16 protein-coding genes and 3 rRNA genes are annotated in these 18345 nt (G+C 66.6%); 6 read left to right on the forward strand and 13 right to left on the reverse strand.

Annotated features, from left to right (window positions below; all coding sequences use genetic code 11):
* Nucleotides 1-193: 193 nt before the first annotated feature.
* The 4 genes from M1D46_RS16405 to M1D46_RS16420 all read right to left on the reverse strand — a co-directional run bounded on the left by M1D46_RS16405 (nucleotide 194) and on the right by M1D46_RS16420 (nucleotide 2567).
* On the reverse strand, nucleotides 194-583 hold the full coding sequence (locus tag M1D46_RS16405; protein WP_456286121.1) for a nitroreductase family deazaflavin-dependent oxidoreductase: 390 nt from the start codon (nucleotides 581-583) through the stop codon (nucleotides 194-196).
* A 277-nt stretch (nucleotides 584-860) separates the two neighbouring features.
* Entirely contained in the window at nucleotides 861-1832 is a 972-nt protein-coding gene (locus tag M1D46_RS16410; protein ID WP_456286122.1) for an SDR family oxidoreductase, read from the reverse strand.
* A gap of 10 nt (nucleotides 1833-1842) precedes the next feature.
* Complete coding sequence (locus tag M1D46_RS16415; RefSeq protein WP_456286123.1) at nucleotides 1843-2283, reverse strand: pyrimidine dimer DNA glycosylase/endonuclease V; 441 nt, start codon at nucleotides 2281-2283, stop codon at nucleotides 1843-1845.
* Nucleotides 2280-2567, reverse strand: a complete 288-nt coding sequence (locus tag M1D46_RS16420) for a GNAT family N-acetyltransferase (protein ID WP_282980131.1) — start codon at nucleotides 2565-2567, stop codon at nucleotides 2280-2282. The genes M1D46_RS16415 and M1D46_RS16420 overlap by 4 nt, the downstream gene beginning before the upstream one ends.
* Before the next feature lie 461 nt (nucleotides 2568-3028).
* Between M1D46_RS16420 and M1D46_RS16425 the strand changes: the two genes are divergently transcribed.
* Genes M1D46_RS16425 through M1D46_RS16435 form a run of 3 tightly spaced genes read left to right on the forward strand, consistent with a single transcriptional unit; the run spans nucleotide 3029 to nucleotide 4992 of the window.
* The gene (locus tag M1D46_RS16425; protein WP_456286124.1) at nucleotides 3029-3748 is read left to right on the forward strand and encodes a winged helix-turn-helix domain-containing protein; all 720 of its coding nucleotides are present in this window, start codon (nucleotides 3029-3031) and stop codon (nucleotides 3746-3748) included.
* A 47-nt stretch (nucleotides 3749-3795) separates the two neighbouring features.
* Complete coding sequence (locus M1D46_RS16430) at nucleotides 3796-4779, forward strand: DNA-3-methyladenine glycosylase family protein (RefSeq protein ID WP_456286125.1); 984 nt, start codon at nucleotides 3796-3798, stop codon at nucleotides 4777-4779.
* Between the two features lie 18 nt (nucleotides 4780-4797).
* Nucleotides 4798-4992 (forward strand): hypothetical protein, encoded by a 195-nt coding sequence (locus tag M1D46_RS16435; RefSeq protein WP_271174366.1) that lies wholly within the window; start codon nucleotides 4798-4800, stop codon nucleotides 4990-4992.
* A gap of 1 nt (nucleotide 4993) precedes the next feature.
* Here M1D46_RS16435 and M1D46_RS16440 read toward each other — a convergent pair whose 3' ends face one another.
* The 4 genes from M1D46_RS16440 to M1D46_RS16455 form a co-directional block, all read right to left on the reverse strand.
* Nucleotides 4994-5749 carry an iron ABC transporter ATP-binding protein gene (locus M1D46_RS16440; RefSeq protein ID WP_271174365.1) on the reverse strand — a complete coding sequence of 252 codons (756 nt, stop codon included), beginning with the start codon at nucleotides 5747-5749 and terminating at the stop codon, nucleotides 4994-4996.
* Entirely contained in the window at nucleotides 5746-6792 is a 1047-nt protein-coding gene (locus tag M1D46_RS16445; RefSeq protein WP_456286126.1) for an iron chelate uptake ABC transporter family permease subunit, read from the reverse strand. Before M1D46_RS16445 ends, M1D46_RS16440 begins: the two co-directional genes overlap by 4 nt.
* Nucleotides 6785-7771: an ABC transporter permease gene (locus M1D46_RS16450; RefSeq protein ID WP_456283881.1), complete on the reverse strand. Its 987-nt coding sequence runs from the start codon at nucleotides 7769-7771 to the stop codon at nucleotides 6785-6787. Before M1D46_RS16450 ends, M1D46_RS16445 begins: the two co-directional genes overlap by 8 nt.
* 65 nt (nucleotides 7772-7836) lie before the next feature.
* Entirely contained in the window at nucleotides 7837-8841 is a 1005-nt protein-coding gene (locus tag M1D46_RS16455) for a siderophore ABC transporter substrate-binding protein (protein ID WP_456286127.1), read from the reverse strand.
* Between the two features lie 146 nt (nucleotides 8842-8987).
* Here M1D46_RS16455 and M1D46_RS16460 point away from each other — a divergent pair, with 146 nt between their 5' ends.
* Nucleotides 8988-9770, forward strand: coding sequence for a siderophore-interacting protein (locus M1D46_RS16460; protein ID WP_456286128.1), 783 nt, complete (start codon nucleotides 8988-8990; stop codon nucleotides 9768-9770).
* Nucleotides 9771-9773: 3 nt separating this feature from the next.
* On the opposite strand, the gene M1D46_RS16465 is transcribed toward M1D46_RS16460, so the two are convergent.
* Complete coding sequence (locus M1D46_RS16465; RefSeq protein WP_282980126.1) at nucleotides 9774-10334, reverse strand: hypothetical protein; 561 nt, start codon at nucleotides 10332-10334, stop codon at nucleotides 9774-9776.
* Nucleotides 10335-10437: 103 nt separating this feature from the next.
* Between M1D46_RS16465 and M1D46_RS16470 the strand changes: the two genes are divergently transcribed.
* On the forward strand, nucleotides 10438-10734 hold the full coding sequence (locus tag M1D46_RS16470; RefSeq protein ID WP_282980125.1) for a DUF503 domain-containing protein: 297 nt from the start codon (nucleotides 10438-10440) through the stop codon (nucleotides 10732-10734).
* 5 nt (nucleotides 10735-10739) lie between these two features.
* On the opposite strand, the gene coaBC is transcribed toward M1D46_RS16470, so the two are convergent.
* Nucleotides 10740-11954, reverse strand: coding sequence for a bifunctional phosphopantothenoylcysteine decarboxylase/phosphopantothenate--cysteine ligase CoaBC (coaBC, locus tag M1D46_RS16475; protein WP_456286129.1), 1215 nt, complete (start codon nucleotides 11952-11954; stop codon nucleotides 10740-10742).
* A 71-nt stretch (nucleotides 11955-12025) separates the two neighbouring features.
* On the opposite strand from coaBC, the gene M1D46_RS16480 reads away from it, so the two are divergent.
* Complete coding sequence (locus tag M1D46_RS16480; RefSeq protein ID WP_456286130.1) at nucleotides 12026-12754, forward strand: NRDE family protein; 729 nt, start codon at nucleotides 12026-12028, stop codon at nucleotides 12752-12754.
* Between the two features lie 82 nt (nucleotides 12755-12836).
* Here M1D46_RS16480 and rrf read toward each other — a convergent pair.
* From rrf to M1D46_RS16495, 3 genes are all read right to left on the reverse strand, one after another.
* Nucleotides 12837-12953: ribosomal RNA gene (gene rrf, locus M1D46_RS16485) — 5S ribosomal RNA — on the reverse strand.
* Nucleotides 12954-13055: 102 nt separating this feature from the next.
* Nucleotides 13056-16160 (reverse strand): 23S ribosomal RNA (locus M1D46_RS16490).
* A 357-nt stretch (nucleotides 16161-16517) separates the two neighbouring features.
* Nucleotides 16518-18041 (reverse strand): 16S ribosomal RNA (locus M1D46_RS16495).
* Together the 16S, 23S and 5S rRNA genes form the textbook arrangement of a ribosomal RNA operon.
* Nucleotides 18042-18345: the final 304 nt, after the last annotated feature.

Consider the following 18345-nt stretch of genomic DNA (forward strand, 5'->3'; position numbering starts at 1 on the left):
CCCAGAGATCAGCAGCTGCTCGTCCAGCCACCGGAACACGTCGGCTCTGAGCAGATCCTCTTGTTCCGCAGTAAACGTTGACCTATTGGCTCGAGGGCCACGCGGAACTTCCATAGTTCAACAGTATCGTTTAGCTATGTGAAGGGTTGGAAAGATCGGAAGTCGCACGAGTGTCGCGACTTGGCATTCCCAATCACGATTGCTCCACGCACAGCCGCCGGAACTCCCTCCTCCGCAGCAGCTTCAGCAGCCATGACGCCGGCGCCCCGAAGGCCCTCAGCCCTTCCTCCACGCCGCAGGGCTCGACGGACGTGATCTCGAACCACTCTCCTCGGTAGAGCACGCGCCCGCCGCCGGCGACCACGTTGCGGTACCAGTTCACCTGCGGGCCGTACGTCAGCTCGGCGACGAAGCCCTCGGGCACGCGCGCGAGGATCAGCGGTGCTTCGAAGGTCCGACCTGAGCGCCGTCCGACATGCTCGATGAGCGAGAACGGACCCCGCCCGCTCCGCGCCGCGCGCAGAGTCAGCGGGTTGAGGGTGCGGTTGAGCACCTTCAGGAATGTCGACTTCGCGCGGGTCATGGGAGTCCTCTCCGGGACCATCTTGCGCCGTTTCGACGCGCGGAGACCAGAGCGAGGAAGGTCCCGAGGTCGGCTTGCGGCGTTTCGACTCGCTTCGCTCGCTCAACGCCCGGAAGGGAGGCATGGCTCAATGACCGGGAGGGAGCACTCGCTCAACGACCGGAAGGGAGCACTAGCTCAACGACCGGGGAAACGGAACCCGCTCAATGACCGGGACGGAGAGCTCGCTCAACGACCGGGGAAACGGAACCCGCTCAACGACCGGACGACGCCGCCCCTACGCCCCGTGCTTCGCGATGAGCCGATCGAACGCGGCGTCCAGCTCCGCGTCCACCTCCTGACGCGACGGATCCGCTCGATGCCACTCGACGATCTCGCGCGCACCCTCCGCGAACGGCGTCGTCGCCGTCCATCCGGGCACGAGCTGCTTGATCCGCGTGTTGTCGAAGATCACCGAGTGCGCCTTGTCGCCCACGAGCCCGGGGCCCATCTCGGGAAGCTCGCGGGCGATCGCGTCCGACGCCACGTGCACGATCTCCGGCTCGCGACCGAGCGCGCGGCCGAGAAGCCGGGCGATCTCATCCCACGTGAGGCTCTCGTCGCTCGTGATGTGCACCGCCTGCCCGAGCGCGTGCGGATTGCCGAACAGTCCGACGAACGCCCGAGCGAAGTCGCGCGAGTGGGTGAGCGTCCACCAGCTCGTGCCGTCGCCGTGCACGACGATCGGCCGCCCGTCGAGGATGCGCTGCAGCGCGGTCCACTTGCCCTCGAGCGGGATGAGCGACGGACCGTAGGTGTGGCTCGGCCGCACGATCGTCATCGGGAAGCCCGACCCGCGGTACGCCGCCACGAGCAGGTCCTCGCTCGCGATCTTGTCGCGCGAGTACTGCCAGAACGGGTTCCGCAGCGACGTCGACTCCACGATCGGCAGCTGCGCGATCGGCTTCTGATACGCCGACGCACTCGAGATGTAGATGTACTGCGCCGTCCGGCCCTCGAAGATCCGGATGTCGTCGGCCACCTGCTGCGGAGAGAAGCTGCGGAAGTTCGCGACGACGTCGAACGTCTCGGCGCCGACCGCGCGCTCCATCGATGCGGCGTCACCTGCGTCGCCGACGAGCGAGCGCACACCATCCGGCACCTCGCTCTTCCCGCGGTTCAGCACGGTGACGTCGTGCCCGCGCGCGAGCGCCTCCTCCGTCACGTACGAGCTGATGTTGCCGGTGCCGCCGATGAGGAGGATGCGCATGGACGCCACGCTACTCCCGCCCGCGCTCCCAGGGCTCGACGTCGCCGGGCACGATCACGAAGAGCGGATGGCTGTCGCGCGTGAGGCGCGCGGCATGCGCCTCATGGAGCTCAGGAGAGCGGATGGCCAGCTTGCGCAGCAGATGACCCCACTCGAACTCGAGCTGGCCCGCGGTCGCGGGGATCGCCTCGACCTCGCCGTGCGGCGGGACCGCGATGCGCTCGACGTCGTATCGGTAGCCGCGGCGGGTCGCCTCCTCCTGCACGCCGGCGAGGTAGGCGCCGATCGCCGCCTCCGGATCCGCGTGGGCGCGGAAGCGGTCGAGCTGCGGGTGCGCGGTGTAGCCCTTCGTCCGCCCCAGGAGCACCGCCTGCGCGAGCAGGCCCTCACGCCAGACGGCAGTGAGCCCCTGCCGATCGAGGAGCGAGGGGTGCAGCGTCCAGAGCCTCACGAAGCGAGCAGGCCGGCGCGCTCGGGATGCTCCGCGAACCAGTCGGCCACGTACCAGCACACCGGCAGCACGCGCCGATCGCCGCGGGACTCGATGTCGGCGACCGCGCGCTCGGTCACGACCGCGGCGTAGCCGTGCCCTCGGAAGCGGGGATTCGTGTACGCGCGCGTGAGCGCGACCGTGCGCCCGTTGTCGCGGTAGTCGAGGATGCTCACGAGGTCGTCGCCCCGCCGCAGCTCGTAGCGCGACGCCTCGGGTGCGTGGGTGAAGTGGAGCTCGGTCACCCTCCGAGAGTACGCCCGCCCACCGACACCGAGGCGCGTGCAGATCGCCCTGCCGGGAGGCTCTCAGGCGCGCACATCCGTCACATTTCTTCACGCAGACCGTCACATCCGGACTCCGTTTGACACACCCCGACACGCCCGGACATAATCGGCGACATGACTGACAGCACACAGCCCTTGTCCGCCTGGGAGGCGAACGGGACTGCCGGCATGATGATGGCCGGCTGTGTTGTCACGTGCTGTCGAATGTGCAGCTGACGTCGGATAACCCCTCAGCAGCACCGCCAGGGCACAGCGAGACCCCTATGGTCGCAACGCCCCCGAGCTCCGATCACACCGGCAGCTTCGACACCGCCGCATCCGGCACCGGCCGAGCTCACGATCAGGCGATCACCGCCGATCCGGCCGCACCTCAGCACGACCGAACCCACCGGGTTCCCCCGCAGAAGGACTCCATCATCATGTCTGCTTCCCTCCTCGAGCGCCCCGCGACCGTCCGCCCCGCCGCTCCCACCGCCCGTCCGACCCACCTCCGTGCCGTCCCCTCCCCCGCCGAGGCGCCGCAGACCGGCCCGCAGCCGGCCGTCTCGCCCCGCGGCTTCGCGCTCTACGTCGGGCTCGACGAGGCCAAGGCCGTCGCCGACGGCGTCTCGCTCTCGACGATCGTCGAGGCGCTCCGCCGCACCATCGCGGAGCTCTCCCCCAGCGCCGAGACCTACGCGGCCGTCGCGCTCGCTCCGCAGAACGCGGGCGGCCGCGACGTCGACGTCGTCCGCCTCGCCCTCAAGGAGCCGGGTGCGGTCGCCCGCGTCCAGCCCGAGACGACCGAGCCCGAGCAGGCCGAGGGCGTCGTCGTCGACATCTCGCGCAAGCGCGTCCTGCTCGACGGGGAGTCGGCCGCCCTCACGTTCAAGGAGTTCGAGCTGCTGCAGTACCTCGTCCTCCGCGAGGGCCGCACGATCGAGCGCACCGAGCTCGTCGAGTCTCTGTGGCAGGCGCAGAGCGAGGACGACGTGCCCGGCGAGCGCACCATCGACGTGCACGTGCGCCGCCTGCGCGCGAAGCTCGGGCGCTACGAGGACATCGTCCGCACCGTGCGCGGCGTCGGCTACCGCTTCGACCGCCACGCCGACGTCACCATCCGGTACGGCGCCGGCGCCCCGTCGCCCGACCGCTTCTGACCCGCGCCGCGCACCGCTTTGTCGGGTGCGGGGCGTAGCGTGGCGGCATGATCCCTCAGGCCGCGCTCGAGTCGCGCTTCGCGACCCGCGAGCGCGACCCGCGCCCCGACCCCGGCCCGCGCCTCGAGACGGTCTACCGCCCGCGGCGCCCTCTCGACCTCTACGCGACGGTCGCCGTGTTGCAGCGCGGCCCGGGCGATCCGGCGCAGGCCTTCGACCGCGGCGTGGTCTGGCGCGCGACGCGCACCCCCGACGGCATCGCGTGCACGGCTCTGCGGCAGACGGCGGATGGCGCGGTGCGCGCCGCTGCCTGGGGCCCGGGGCGCGCGTGGGCGATCGCCCAGGTGCCCGCCCTCTGCGGCGCGCTCGACGATGCCGGCGACTTCGACGCACGCGCCCATCCGCTCATCGCGGACGCGCACCGGCGGCACCCCGGCCTCCGCATCGCGCGCAGCGACCTGCTCTTCGACGCGCTCGCGCAGTCCATCACCGAGCAGAAGGTGACCCTGCGGCAGGCGTTCGGCGCCTGGCGCGCCCTCGTCACGTGGTTCGGCGAACGCGTCCCCGGCCCGACACCGCGGCCTCTGTTCGCGCCGCCCTCGATCGACGGCTGGCGGCTCATCCCGTCGTGGGCATGGCACAGAGCAGGGCTCGAGCCGCCGCAGTCGCGCACCATCGTCGAGGCGGCCCGGCGCGGACCCTCGCTCGTGCGGGCGACGCTCACCGCCTCGGATGGCGACGGTCGCGACCGCGCCCTCACGGCCATCCGCGGGATCGGCCTCTGGACCGCATCCGAGACGCGCATCCGCGCGCTCGGAGACCCGGACGCCGTGAGCGTGGGCGACTTCCATCTCGCGCATCAGGTCGGGTACGCGCTCACCGGCTGCCGGACGGACGACGACGGCATGCTCGAGCTGCTCGAACCCTGGCGCGGGCAGCGCTACCGGGTCATCCGCCTCATCCTCGCGTCCGGCGCGAGCGAGCCGCGGCGAGCGCCGCGCCTGCACATGGAGGACCACCGCGACCGCTGAGCGCGGCATGATGGTGGCATGACCCGCGGCCGCACCCTGCTCATCGCCCTCGGCGTGCTCGCGCTCGCCATCATCGTCGGGCTGATCCTGGGCAACGTCGGCCTCGGCATCGTGCTCGGCCTCGTCGTCGGGCTCATCCTCTTCATGTCGTTCGAGTCGCGCCGCGGGCGCAACCAGGGCGTGAACGACGAGGATCACGGCATCGAGCTGTAGGTCAGTAGTAGACCGCGAGCGGCCCGTTCGGGCCCGCCACCACCTGCACCGGGGTGTCGAAGACGCGTGTCAGCACCTCGTCGGTGAGGATCTCGTCGGGCGTGCCGAACTCGACGACCCTGCCGTCCTTGACCGCGCAGATGCGATCGGCGTAGTGGCCCGCGAAGTTGATGTCGTGCAGCACGATGACGATCGTCCGCCCGAGCTCCTCGGCCGCGCGCCGCAGCTGCTTCATCATCTGCACGGAGTGGCGCATGTCGAGGTTGTTGAGCGGCTCGTCGAGCAGCACGTACTCGGTCTCCTGCGACAGCACCATCGCCACGTAGGCGCGCTGCCGCTGACCGCCGGAGAGCTGGTCGAGATAGCGGTTCTCGAGCGCCGTGAGATCGAGGAAGTCGATCGCCCGGCTGATGATCTCCTCGTCCGCCCGCGTCAGACGCCCCTTGGAGTAGGGGAAGCGCCCGAACGACACGAGCTGGCGCACGGTCAGCCGCGTGATGAAGTGGTTCTCCTGGCGGAGGATCGAGACGATGCGAGCGAGGTCCTTCGAGGCCGTGCTCGCGACGTCGCAGCCCGCGATCTCGATGCTGCCCTCGTCGATGCCGAGGAGGCGTCCGATCATCGTGAGGAGCGTCGACTTCCCCGCGCCATTCGGCCCGACGAGGGCCGTGATGCCGCCCTCGGGGATCTGCAGATCGACGGGGCCGATCGCGACCTCGGTGCTGTAGTCCTTGCGGACGCCGGTGAGCGAGATCACAGCCTGCCCTTTCTGAGGATGACGAAGAGGAAGACAGTCCCGCCGACGAGCTCGATGATGATCGAGACGACGCCCTGCGCGGAGAAGACGTTCTTCATGACGAAGTACGCCCCGGCCAGGACCACGAAGCCGGTCAACGCGGCGACCGGGAACACGAGGCGGTGGTCGTACGTGTCGGCGAACTGGTAGGCGAGCGTCGCGACGAGGAAGCCGAGGAACGTCATCGGACCGACCAGGGCCGTCGAGACCGCCATGAGGATGGACACGAAGATCAGCATCCGCATGACCTCGCGTCGGTGGTCGATGCCGAGGCTCGTGCTCAGGTCGCGGCCGAGGGCGATCGCGTTGAGCCGGCGGCCGTTCGCGAGGATGAAGATCACCGCGAGGCCCACGAGCGGGAGGGCCACGGGCAGGTAGGAGGCGTCGGCGTTCGCGATGCTCCCGAACAGCCGGGCCGCGAGCACATCGAACTCGCTCGGCGTGAGCAGCCGCTGCATGAAGGTCGAGACCGAGCCGAGGCCCGCGCCGATGACGATCCCGACGAGGAGCATGATGTGGAGGCTTCCGTACCGCCCCGACAGCAGCCATCCGTAGAGCAGCAGCGAGAGCCCGACCATGAGGGCGACCTGCAGGAGGAACTGCGGCACGCCCTGAAACGCGACCACGCCGGCCGCGCCGAGGAAGTAGACCGCCGATGTCTGCACGGCCGTGTAGAGGGACTCGAAGCCCATGATCGACGGCGTGATGATCCGGTTCTCGGTGACCGTCTGGAACGTCACCGTCGCGATCGCCTGGCAGACCGCGACGACGGACAGCACGACGAGGTTCGTCGCGCGGAGGTTCGCGATGCGCCAGAACCCCTCGGAGCCGACGGGCATGGGGTTGTCCCACGCGAGCAGTCCGAACGCGGCGCCGGCCGCGAGGGCGGCGAGCACCGCGAGCAGGATGGCGTAGCGGCGCCGCGCGCGGAGGGTCGGCAGCGGCGCGGCGCTGCGGCGGGTCGCGGCGCCTGCGGGAGCGAGGACGGTTCGGGTGTCAGCCACGTCGACGCTGCCTCAGGAGAAGGAGGATGAAGACGGCGGCACCGACGACACCCAGGATCAGGGACACCGGCACCTCGAACGGCATGATGATCGTCCGCCCGACGAGGTCGCATACGGTGACGATCGCGATGCCGAGCAGGCAGACCCACGGCAGGTTGCTGCGGAGGTCGTCGCCGCGGACCATCGACACGACGTTGGGCACGATCAGCCCGAGGAAGGGCAGGTTGCCGACGACCACCGTCACGACGCCCGTGGCGACCGCGATGAGGGCGGTTCCGAGGAGCATGATGCGGTTGTAGTCGAGGCCGACGTTGGTCGCGACCTCCTCGCCCAGCCCCGCCACCGTGAAGCGGTCGGCGGCGATGAAGATCGCGATCCCCACCGCCAGGACGACCCACAGCGGCTCGTACTGACCGCGCAGGACGGAGGTGAAGCTGCCGGCGAACCACACGCCGAGGCTCTGCAGCATGTCGGTCTGCAGGGCGAAGAACATGGAGACCGAGCCGACCACGGCGCCGAGCATGATCCCGACGATCGGCACGATGAGCGAGGACCGGAGCGAGACCCTGCGCAGGAAGAGGAAGAAGACCATCGTGCCGACGAACGCGGCGACGACCGCGCCGACCATCCGCGTGAGGATGCTCGCGTCGGGGATGAGCACCATGACCGCGAGGAGGCCGAGCCCCGCCCACTCCGTCGTGCCCGTCGTCGTGGGCTCGACGAAGCGGTTCTGCGTGAGCAGCTGCATCACGAGGCCGCACATCGCCATCGCCGCGCCCGCGAGCACGAGGGCGATCGTCCGGGGGATCCGGGTGATCGCGAACATCTCGGCGCCGTCGTCGGCGCCGAGCACGTCGTAGACGCCGACGAAGAGCGAGAGCACGAGCAGCGCCGCGACCACGGCGACGCCGATCAGCAGCCGAGCGTCGAAGAGACGGCTGCGGCGCGCGGGCGCCGCGGTGGGGATGGCCTGAGTCATGGGGTCCTCTGCGTCGACGGCGGGCCCGCGTCCTGCGGGCCCGCCACCGGTTCAGCCGTGTCGGATCACGCGCCCGCTTCGAGGGCGTCGGCGAAGTCGTTGAAGAACTCCGTGTACGTCTGGATGCCCTCGTTCGTGTACGTGTCGGCGGGCATGTACACGATCTGGTCCTCCTGCACGGCGGTGACGCCGGCGAGCGCCTCGGAGTCCTCGAGCACCTCGGCCGCCTGCGTGTACTCCGGGTCGTCTGCGGCGACGGCCGCGTCACGGTCCATCACGAGGAGCCAGTCCGGGTTCGAGTCGGCGATCGCCTCGACGGAGATGTCGTCGCCCTGGTGGTCCTCGCTCGACTCCGGGACCTCGAGCGCGGGGGTGAGACCGAGGATGTCGAAGACCGGACCGAGCGTGCGGCCGTTGCCCGGCGCGGAGTACCCGATCTCTCCGCCCGACGTGATGACCGCCATCACCGAGTCGGCCGGGTCGTAGGCGGCCTTCACGCGCTCGATCGCAGCGTCGAGGTCGGCCGCGAGCTCCTCGGCCTCGGCCTGCTTGCCGAAGACCTCGCCGAGCACGGCGACCTGGCGCTTGAGCTCCGCGTCGAAGGGCTCGCCCTCGCGCGGGTCGAGCTCGAGGATCGTCGCGTCCGGCGCGAGCGCCGCGAAGTCGTCGTGGTACTGCGCGAAGCGCTGACCGTTCACGATGAGGTCTGGCTCGGCCGCGACCACGGCCTCGAGGTCGGGCTCGTTGTGCGTGCCGAGGTCGACGATCGCGTCGTCGGTCGTGTACGGGATCGTCTCGGGCATGAGCGACACGGCGGCGGCGGAGAGCTCGATGCCCCAGTCGGCGAGCGTCTCGAACGTGCGGTTGTCGGTCGCGACCACCGACGTCGGCGGGACGGCGACCGTCTGCGTGCCGTTGTTGTCCTCGACCTCGACCGAGGTCGGCTCGGCGGCCGCGGACTCCTCGGGCGCGGCCTCGGCGCTGTCATCGGCGGCCGAAGCGCAGCCGGCGAGAGCGAGGGCGGATGCCGCGACGAGCGAGAGCGCGGCGATCGGACGGGTCGTGGACATAGCGGTGCCTCCTGGGTCGGAGAGCGCGGTGTCATCCGCGGTCTCGTGGGGGACGATGCCGGGAGCGCCGCTCATCCTCGGGACGCTCGATTCAGGTAAGCCGAACCTAACCGGATCGCAGGAAGGCTAACCTAAGTCTTATGCACTTGTCGAATTCCACGGACGCCCGCTTCGCACTCGAGCGCTCGCGCGTCGACCTCCGCTTCCGGTTCACACGGCTCGCCTCCCGCGAGTGGATCGGTCCGGACTACGTCCGGGTGCGCGTTCAGGGCGACGACCTCGCGGGCTTCGGCGAGGGCCTCGGCCACGACGACCACATCCGCATCTTCTTCCCCGACGGCGCCCCATCGAGCGTCGAGGAGATGCGCGAGGCGCCGAGCCGCGAGTTCACCCCGCTGCGGTGGGGCGAGGACTGGCTCGACCTCGAGTTCGCCGTGCACGGCGACGAGGGCGTCGCGGGCGTGTGGGCGGCCGGAGCGCCGATGGGCTCGCTGCTCGGCGTCGGGGGCCCGCGCGGCACGCTGCGCATCGACGGCGCGCCCGACGCGTGGCTCCTCGCGGGCGATGAGACCGCCATCCCGCAGATCCGCCGCTATGCTGCGGCGATCCCGGATGGCGCGAGCGCCCGCGTGCTCGTGGAGGTCGCGGATGCCGCGCATGAGGTGCCGATCGATGCACCGGTCGCCGTGGAGTACGTGCATCGGGATGGCGCCCGCCCGACATCGGCGCTCATCTCCCGGCTCGAGCAGCTCACCGAGGCCGACCGGCCCGATGGCGACGTCTTCGCATTCATCGCCGCCGAGCAGGCGGTCGTCAGGGCCGGGCGCGCGCTCGCTGTCGACCGCTGGTCGCTCGACCCCGAGCGCATCGTCGTCAAGGGCTACTGGAAGGCCGACGAGAGCGGCGCGACGTACCACGCCGCGCACTGAGGCTCACGGGTTCGAGCCGACTCCGTCGAGCCACTCGGCCCAGTGCGCCTTCCACCACTCCGCCTCCTCGGGCGTGGGCAGCTTCTCGTGCGTGACCGTGAGGCGCGTGCCGTCGCCCGCGTCCTCCGCGGTGAACGCCACGATCCCCGTCTCGACGCCCTCATGGGTGACGCGGAAGCGCAGGTTCTTCGCCGTGGGCCGCGAGAGCAGCTCGGTCTCGACCTCGCCGAGCAGCTCGCGCCGCAGCGCGTCATCGAGCAGGGCGTCACGCAGGGTGTCGGCCTGCACGCGGAGACGCCGGCTGCGCGAGACGCTGAACGTCCCGTCGGGCATCTGCCCCGGCAGTCGCAGCCCGCGGATGCGCTCGTAGCCGACGGTCACCGACTGCGCCCACCACGCGTCGACCGCGTGCGCGTCGACGAGCCAGCGGGCGATCGCCGTGTGGCCCGCCTCGGGGCCCGGGCCGGCGTCGATGAGGGCGACCCACTCGTCCCATCCGCGCCCTGTGCTCGCCGTGACCGTGGCGTCGTCGACCGTGGGCTGCGCGATCCAGGTGCTGCTCATGCGCGGAGCCTACGCCGCATCGCTGGCGATATCCCGGACATCTCGGGGGGATCCATCCGCTGCGTGCTCACGCACGCCGAGACAGCCGTGTGACACTGGCACCATGTGGATCGGCTGGGTCGAGTTCGACGTCCTGCTGGGTGACGTGCACTCCCTCAAGGAGAAGCGGAGCGTCATCCGGCCGCTCATCGCGAACCTCTCCCGCCGCACCGAGGCCGCCGCCGCGGAGGTGGGTGCGCACGACCTGCACCGGCGGACGGCGATCGGGCTCTCGGTCGTGGGCGCCGACCTCGCGCACGTGCGCGACGTGCTCGACCGCGCCGAGCGCGTGCTCGCGGAGGAGCACCCCGAGGTGACGCTCCTGTCCGTCCGACGGGGACTGCACTCGAGCGACGACTGAGGAGGTCAGCTCCGCACGGCGAGGATGGCGTCGATCAGCCCATCGGCGACCTCGCGCTTGGAGCCGGTGACGGATGCCGCGACCTGGTCCTGCGCGTCGATGATCGTGAGCGCGTTGTCGGCCTGCTCGAAGCCCTCCGACCATCCGACCGCGTTCACCGCGAGGAGATCGACGCCCTTCCGCCGACGCTTCCGCACCCCGCGCTCGAGAAGGGTCTCCCCCTCCGCGGGCGTCTCGGCGGCGAAGCCGACGACCGTCTGGCCCGGCCTCCGGTCGGCGGCCAGCCCCGCGAGGATGTCCTCGTTCTCGACGAGCTCGAGCGTCGGGGGCGCGCCGCCGGCCGCCTCCTTCGTGAGCTTGCTCTCGGACACCGACGCGACGCGGTAGTCGGCGACCGCCGCGGCCATGATCACGACATCGACGCCGGGCGCCACCTCGCGCATCTCCGCGGCGAGCTCGGCGGCCGTGCCGGCGACGCGCACCCGGATGCCGGGGTGCCCCTCGAGGGCGCTCCGGACGGATTCGTCCACATGCGCGAGGACCGCGGTCACCTCAGCCCCGCGATCGGCGGCCGCGATCGCGATGGCCGCGCCCTGGCGACCGCTCGAGCGGTTGCCGAGGAAGCGGACGGGGTCGATGGGCTCGCGCGTCCCGCCCGCGGAGACGGCGATACGGAGCCCGGCGGCATCCTGGCGTCGCGAGAGGATCGCGCGCAGAGCCTCGTGGATCCGCTCGGGCTCGGCCATCCGCCCCGGGCCGACGTCGTCCCCCGTGAGCTGCCCCGACTCCGGGCCGACGAAGAGCACGCCGCGGCGGCGCAGGGTGTCGACGTTCGCCTCCGTGGCGGGATGCCGCCACATCTCCGTGTGCATGGCCGGGGCGACGACGACCGGCGCCGTCGTCGCGAGCAGCGTCGTGCCGAGGAGGTCGTCCGCGATGCCGGCGGCCATCCGCGCGAGCGTGTTCGCGGTGGCAGGCGCCACGACGACAAGGTCGGCCGCCTGGCCCAGCGCGACATGGCGCACGCTCGCGACGTCCTCGTGCACGGATGTCGTCACCGGATGGCGGCTGATCGCCTCCCAGGTCGGCAGACCGACGAAGCGCAGCGCGTCAGCGGTGGGCACGACGTGCACGTCGTGACCGTCCTTCACGAGCAGCCGCACGAGGTGCACGGCCTTGTACGCGGCGATGCCGCCGGACACTCCCACGACGATGTTCATCGAGTGCGATTCTCCCATCCGTCTGGCCGCCCGGCACCCCTCCGCACGGCCCTAGGCTGAACGGGATCGCTATGTGCACCGTCGTCATCCGCATTCCCGAGCCCGGCGCCACCGCCGAGCCCATCCGCCTTCTCGCCGTGCGCGACGAGGACCCGGCTCGCCCGTGGAACCCCCTCGGCTCGTGGTGGCCGCGGCTGCCGGACGTCGTCGGCGTGCAGGATCGCCTCGCAGGCGGCGCATGGCTCGCAGCCCGGCCGGGCCGCCTCGCCGTGCTGCTCAACCGCGCCGGCGAACCCGATCTCCCCGCCGCTCAGATCGCCTCGCGCGGGGGCATCGTGCTCGACGCGGTCAGGGGCGCCACCCCGCGAGGAGAGCTCCGCACCCTGGGCTTCAACCTCGTCGAGGTCGATGGAGAGGGCGCGTCGATCGTCTCGTGGGACGGGCAGGAGCTGCGACGCGAACGCCTGTCCCCCGGCACGCACATGATCGCGCACACCGATGCGGACGACCCGGCCACGCCGCGCATCGCGGCGTGGCACGCGGCCTTCGAGGCCGCGTCGACGGATGGCGATGCGAGCGGATGGTGGGAGCCATGGCTGACCGTGCTCGCGCAGAGCGCCGAGCTCAGCCCGGAGGACGACCGCGCGATCATCCGCGACAACCGCCCGCACGGCTACCCGACGCAGTCTCTGCTGGCGTGCGTGGCTTCGGTCTCCGCGCAGACGACCGACGTGCGGTACGCCGAGCTGCCCCACGCGGGCGAGTGGTCGCCGCTGAGCTTCGAGCCGCCCCGCGGCTGACTGCCGCGAGGCGGTGTTCGGGTGATGCCCGTGTGATGCACGAAAGGCCACCCGGCGTTGGGTGGCCTTTCGTCTACGTGAAGTCCGGCGGTGTCCTACTCTCCCACAAGGTCCCCCTTGCAGTACCATCGGCGCTGAGAGGCTTAGCTTCCGGGTTCGGAATGTGGCCGGGCGTTTCCCTCTCGCTATGACCGCCGAAACATCTGGTGATGTGTTCGACATCAAGCTTTCTCTATGAAAGTTTCTGGTGCCCGTACATCGGGAACCACAAAGTGGACGCGAGCACCGCAGAAGACGGTGTGTTATCAAGTCATCGGCTTATTAGTACCAGTCAGCTGCACCCATTGCTGGGCTTCCACGTCTGGCCTATCAACCCAGTAGTCTGCTGGGAGCCTCTCCACCCGAAGGTGATGGAAGTCTCATCTTGAGGCCGGCTTCCCGCTTAGATGCTTTCAGCGGTTATCCATCCCGAACGTAGCCAACCAGCGGTGCCCTTGGCAGGACAACTGGCACACCAGAGGTTCGTCCAACCCGGTCCTCTCGTACTAGGGTCAGATCCTCTCAAACTTCCTACGCGCGCAGCGGATAGGGACCGAACTGTCTCACGACGTTCTAAACCCAGCTCGCGTACCGCTTTAATGGGCGAACAGCCCAACCCTTGGGACCTACTCCAGCCCCAGGATGCGACGAGCCGACATCGAGGTGCCAAACCATGCCGTCGATATGGACTCTTGGGCAAGATCAGCCTGTTATCCCCGAGGTACCTTTTATCCGTTGAGCGACAGCGCTTCCACAAGCCACTGCCGGATCACTAGTCCCGACTTTCGTCCCTGCTCGACCTGTCAGTCTCACAGTCAAGCTCCCTTGTGCACTTACACTCGCCACCTGATTGCCAACCAGGTTGAGGGAACCTTTGGGCGCCTCCGTTACTCTTTGGGAGGCAACCGCCCCAGTTAAACTACCCACCAGGCACTGTCCCTGAACCGGATCACGGTCCGAAGTTAGATATCCAGAGTGACCAGAGTGGTATTTCAACAACGACTCCACAATGACTGGCGTCACTGCTTCACAGTCTCCCACCTATCCTACACAAGCCACACCGAACACCAATACCAAGCTGTAGTAAAGGTCACGGGGTCTTTCCGTCCTGCTGCGCGTAACGAGCATCTTTACTCGTAATGCAATTTCGCCGAGTTCGTGGTTGAGACAGTTGGGAAGTCGTTACGCCATTCGTGCAGGTCGGAACTTACCCGACAAGGAATTTCGCTACCTTAGGATGGTTATAGTTACCACCGCCGTTTACCGGGGCTTAAATTCTCAGCTTCGCCTTGCGGCTGACCGGTCCTCTTAACCTTCCGGCACCGGGCAGGCGTCAGTCCGTATACATCGTCTTGCGACTTCGCACGGACCTGTGTTTTTAATAAACAGTCGCTACCCACTGGTCTCTGCGGCCCACACACGCTTTCGAAGCAAGTTCTAATACGCGCTGGGCCCCCCTTCTCCCGAAGTTACGGGGGCATTTTGCCGAGTTCCTTAACCACGATTATCTCGATCTCCTCGGTATTCTCTACCTGACCACCTGAGTCGGTTTGGGGTACGGGCGGCTAGAACCTCGCGTCGATGCTTTTCTCGGCAGCATAGGATCACCCACTTTTCATCCCCATCACATCTCAGCCACATGAGCCACGGATTTGCCTATGGCTCGGCCTACATGCTTGGACCAGGACAACCATCGCCTGGCTTGGGCTACCTTCCTGCGTCACACCTGTTAATACGCTAACCGCACCAGCATGGGGTCGCGCGCTCCACCAGACGGTGCCACCCGAAGGCGGCGATGTCTGGCTTTGGGCGCTTAGCACCACTGGATTGATTGGGGCGGTTCTTCGCCGGTACGGGAATATCAACCCGTTGTCCATCGACTACGCCTGTCGGCCTCGCCTTAGGTCCCGACTTACCCAGGGAAGATTAGCTTGACCCTGGAACCCTTGGTCTTCCGGAGGACGTGTTTCTCACACGTCTTTCGCTACTCATGCCTGCATTCTCACTCGTGTGGCCTCCACGGCTGGATCACTCCGCCGCTTCACCGCCCACACGACGCTCTCCTACCCATCAACACGGCTGGACCACGAAGGCCTACCAAAAATGTCAATGCCACAACTTCGGTGGCGTGCTTGAGCCCCGTTACATTGTCGGCGCGGAATCACTTGACCAGTGAGCTATTACGCACTCTTTCAAGGGTGGCTGCTTCTAAGCCAACCTCCTGGTTGTCTGAGCAACTCCACATCCTTTCCCACTTAGCACGCGCTTAGGGACCTTAGATGGTGGTCTGGGTTGTTTCCCTCTCGACGATGAAGCTTATCCCCCACCGTCTCACTGCTGCGCTCTCACTTACCGGCATTCGGAGTTTGGCTGACGTCAGTAACCTTGTAGGGCCCATCGGCCATCCAGTAGCTCTACCTCCGGCAAGAAACACGCAACGCTGCACCTAAATGCATTTCGGAGAGAACCAGCTATCACGAAGTTTGATTGGCCTTTCACCCCTATCCACAGCTCATCCCCTCAGTTTTCAACCTAAGTGGGTTCGGCCCTCCACGACGTCTTACCGTCGCTTCAGCCTGGCCATGGATAGATCACTTCGCTTCGGGTCTAGGACACGCGACTAAACTCGCCCTATTCAGACTCGCTTTCGCTACGGCTGCCCCACACGGGTTAACCTCGCCACGTATCACTAACTCGCAGGCTCATTCTTCAAAAGGCACGCCGTCACCCCAACAAGGAGGCTCCGACGGTTTGTAAGCAAACGGTTTCAGGTACTATTTCACTCCCCTCCCGGGGTACTTTTCACCTTTCCCTCACGGTACTTGTCCGCTATCGGTCATCTGGGAGTATTTAGGCTTACCAGGTGGTCCTGGCAGATTCACACGGGATTTCACGGGCCCCGTGCTACTTGGGATACCACTCGCGGCAGGAAACGCATGTCGACTACGGGGCTACCACCCGCTCTGGCCGGCCATTCAAAACCGTTCGTCTATACGCACCTGTACCACCGAGACCTGCGGCAGCGGTCTCAGAATGGTCCCACAACCCCGAACGTGCAACACCTGCCGGCTATCACACACGATCCGGTTTAGCCTCATCCGCTTTCGCTCGCCACTACTCACGGAATCACTGTTGTTTTCTCTTCCTGTGGGTACTGAGATGTTTCACTTCCCCACGTTCCCTCTACCCGCCCTATATATTCAGACGGGAGTCACCAGGTCAGCACGCCGCCTGGCGGGGTTTCCCCATTCGGAAATCCTCGGATCACAGCCCGCTTATCGGCTCCCCAAGGCTTATCGCAGATTGCTACGTCCTTCTTCGGCTCCAGATGCCAAGGCATCCACCGTTTGCTCTTAAAGACTTGAAATCACATGAGCCACAGAACCCCCGAAAGGATCCTGTGTTCGCTTCTTTAAGATGCTCGCGTCCACTGTGTAGTTCTCAAAGTACGGGCGGCACCCCCCCTCCCCGACCAGACAGCCGGCTCAGACGAGGCCCACAAGGAAACAGACACCCGAAAGCGCCTGGTCCCTCAGGACCCAACAGCGTGCAGGCGCCCCGCTCACCGAACCCCCCGTTCCCACCCGACCCGAAGGCCAGACGTACTAGAAGGACTCAGCTGCGCTGACGCCTTGTCAAATGTTCCACCCATGAGCAACCCGTCGAGAACATTCGCCTCGAAACGGGCCTCTGCGAACCCCGAAGGGTTCGAGATGCTCCTTAGAAAGGAGGTGATCCAGCCGCACCTTCCGGTACGGCTACCTTGTTACGACTTAGTCCTAATTACCGATCCCACCTTCGACAGCTCCCTCCCACAAGGGGTTAGGCCACCGGCTTCAGGTGTTACCGACTTTCATGACTTGACGGGCGGTGTGTACAAGACCCGGGAACGTATTCACCGCAGCGTTGCTGATCTGCGATTACTAGCGACTCCGACTTCATGAGGTCGAGTTGCAGACCTCAATCCGAACTGGGACCGGCTTTTTGGGATTCGCTCCACCTCACGGTATTGCAGCCCTTTGTACCGGCCATTGTAGCATGCGTGAAGCCCAAGACATAAGGGGCATGATGATTTGACGTCATCCCCACCTTCCTCCGAGTTGACCCCGGCAGTATCCCATGAGTTCCCACCATAACGTGCTGGCAACATAGAACGAGGGTTGCGCTCGTTGCGGGACTTAACCCAACATCTCACGACACGAGCTGACGACAACCATGCACCACCTGTACACCGACCAAAAAGGGGCGACTGTTTCCAGACGTTTCCGGTGTATGTCAAGCCTTGGTAAGGTTCTTCGCGTTGCATCGAATTAATCCGCATGCTCCGCCGCTTGTGCGGGTCCCCGTCAATTCCTTTGAGTTTTAGCCTTGCGGCCGTACTCCCCAGGCGGGGAACTTAATGCGTTAGCTGCGTCACGGAGACCGTGGAAAGGCCCCCACAACTAGTTCCCAACGTTTACGGGGTGGACTACCAGGGTATCTAAGCCTGTTTGCTCCCCACCCTTTCGCTCCTCAGCGTCAGTAACGGCCCAGAGATCTGCCTTCGCCATCGGTGTTCCTCCTGATATCTGCGCATTCCACCGCTACACCAGGAATTCCAATCTCCCCTACCGCACTCTAGTCTGCCCGTACCCACTGCAGGCCCGAGGTTGAGCCTCGGGTTTTCACAGCAGACGCGACAAACCGCCTACGAGCTCTTTACGCCCAATAATTCCGGATAACGCTTGCGCCCTACGTATTACCGCGGCTGCTGGCACGTAGTTAGCCGGCGCTTTTTCTGCAGGTACCGTCACTTACGCTTCTTCCCTGCTAAAAGAGGTTTACAACCCGAAGGCCGTCATCCCTCACGCGGCGTTGCTGCATCAGGCTTCCGCCCATTGTGCAATATTCCCCACTGCTGCCTCCCGTAGGAGTCTGGGCCGTGTCTCAGTCCCAGTGTGGCCGGTCACCCTCTCAGGCCGGCTACCCGTCGACGCCTTGGTGAGCCACTACCTCACCAACAAGCTGATAGGCCGCGAGCCCATCCCCAACCGAAAAATCTTTCCCACCACAGACCATGCGGCCATGATGCATATCCGGTATTAGCAACCGTTTCCGGCTGTTATCCCAGAGTCAGGGGCAGGTTGCTCACGTGTTACTCACCCGTTCGCCACTAATCCACCCAGCAAGCTGGGCTTCATCGTTCGACTTGCATGTGTTAAGCACGCCGCCAGCGTTCATCCTGAGCCAGGATCAAACTCTCCGTAAAAAACGAAAGCAGACACCCACCCGGGAAAACGGACAGGCACCTGCGAGTTCAATCATGACCAAAAAGGATGCCAAAAACTGACAACCATAAAATTTGATCCAAAGGAATTCTCAACCAGCCGAAGCTGGACGAGGATAATTTGGCATTTGACAAGTGCACGCTGTTGAGTTCTCAAGGATCAGACGCACCCAGCCCCACGACTCCCGCCGTGGCCCTCCGGGGCAACTTCTCTATCTTAGCCGCTTTCTCACCAGGATGCGAATCCGACACGCCGTGTCGATCGCAGCCGCTCGAGAGAACGACC

It is taken from the genome of Microbacterium sp. JZ70, from assembly GCF_053903225.1.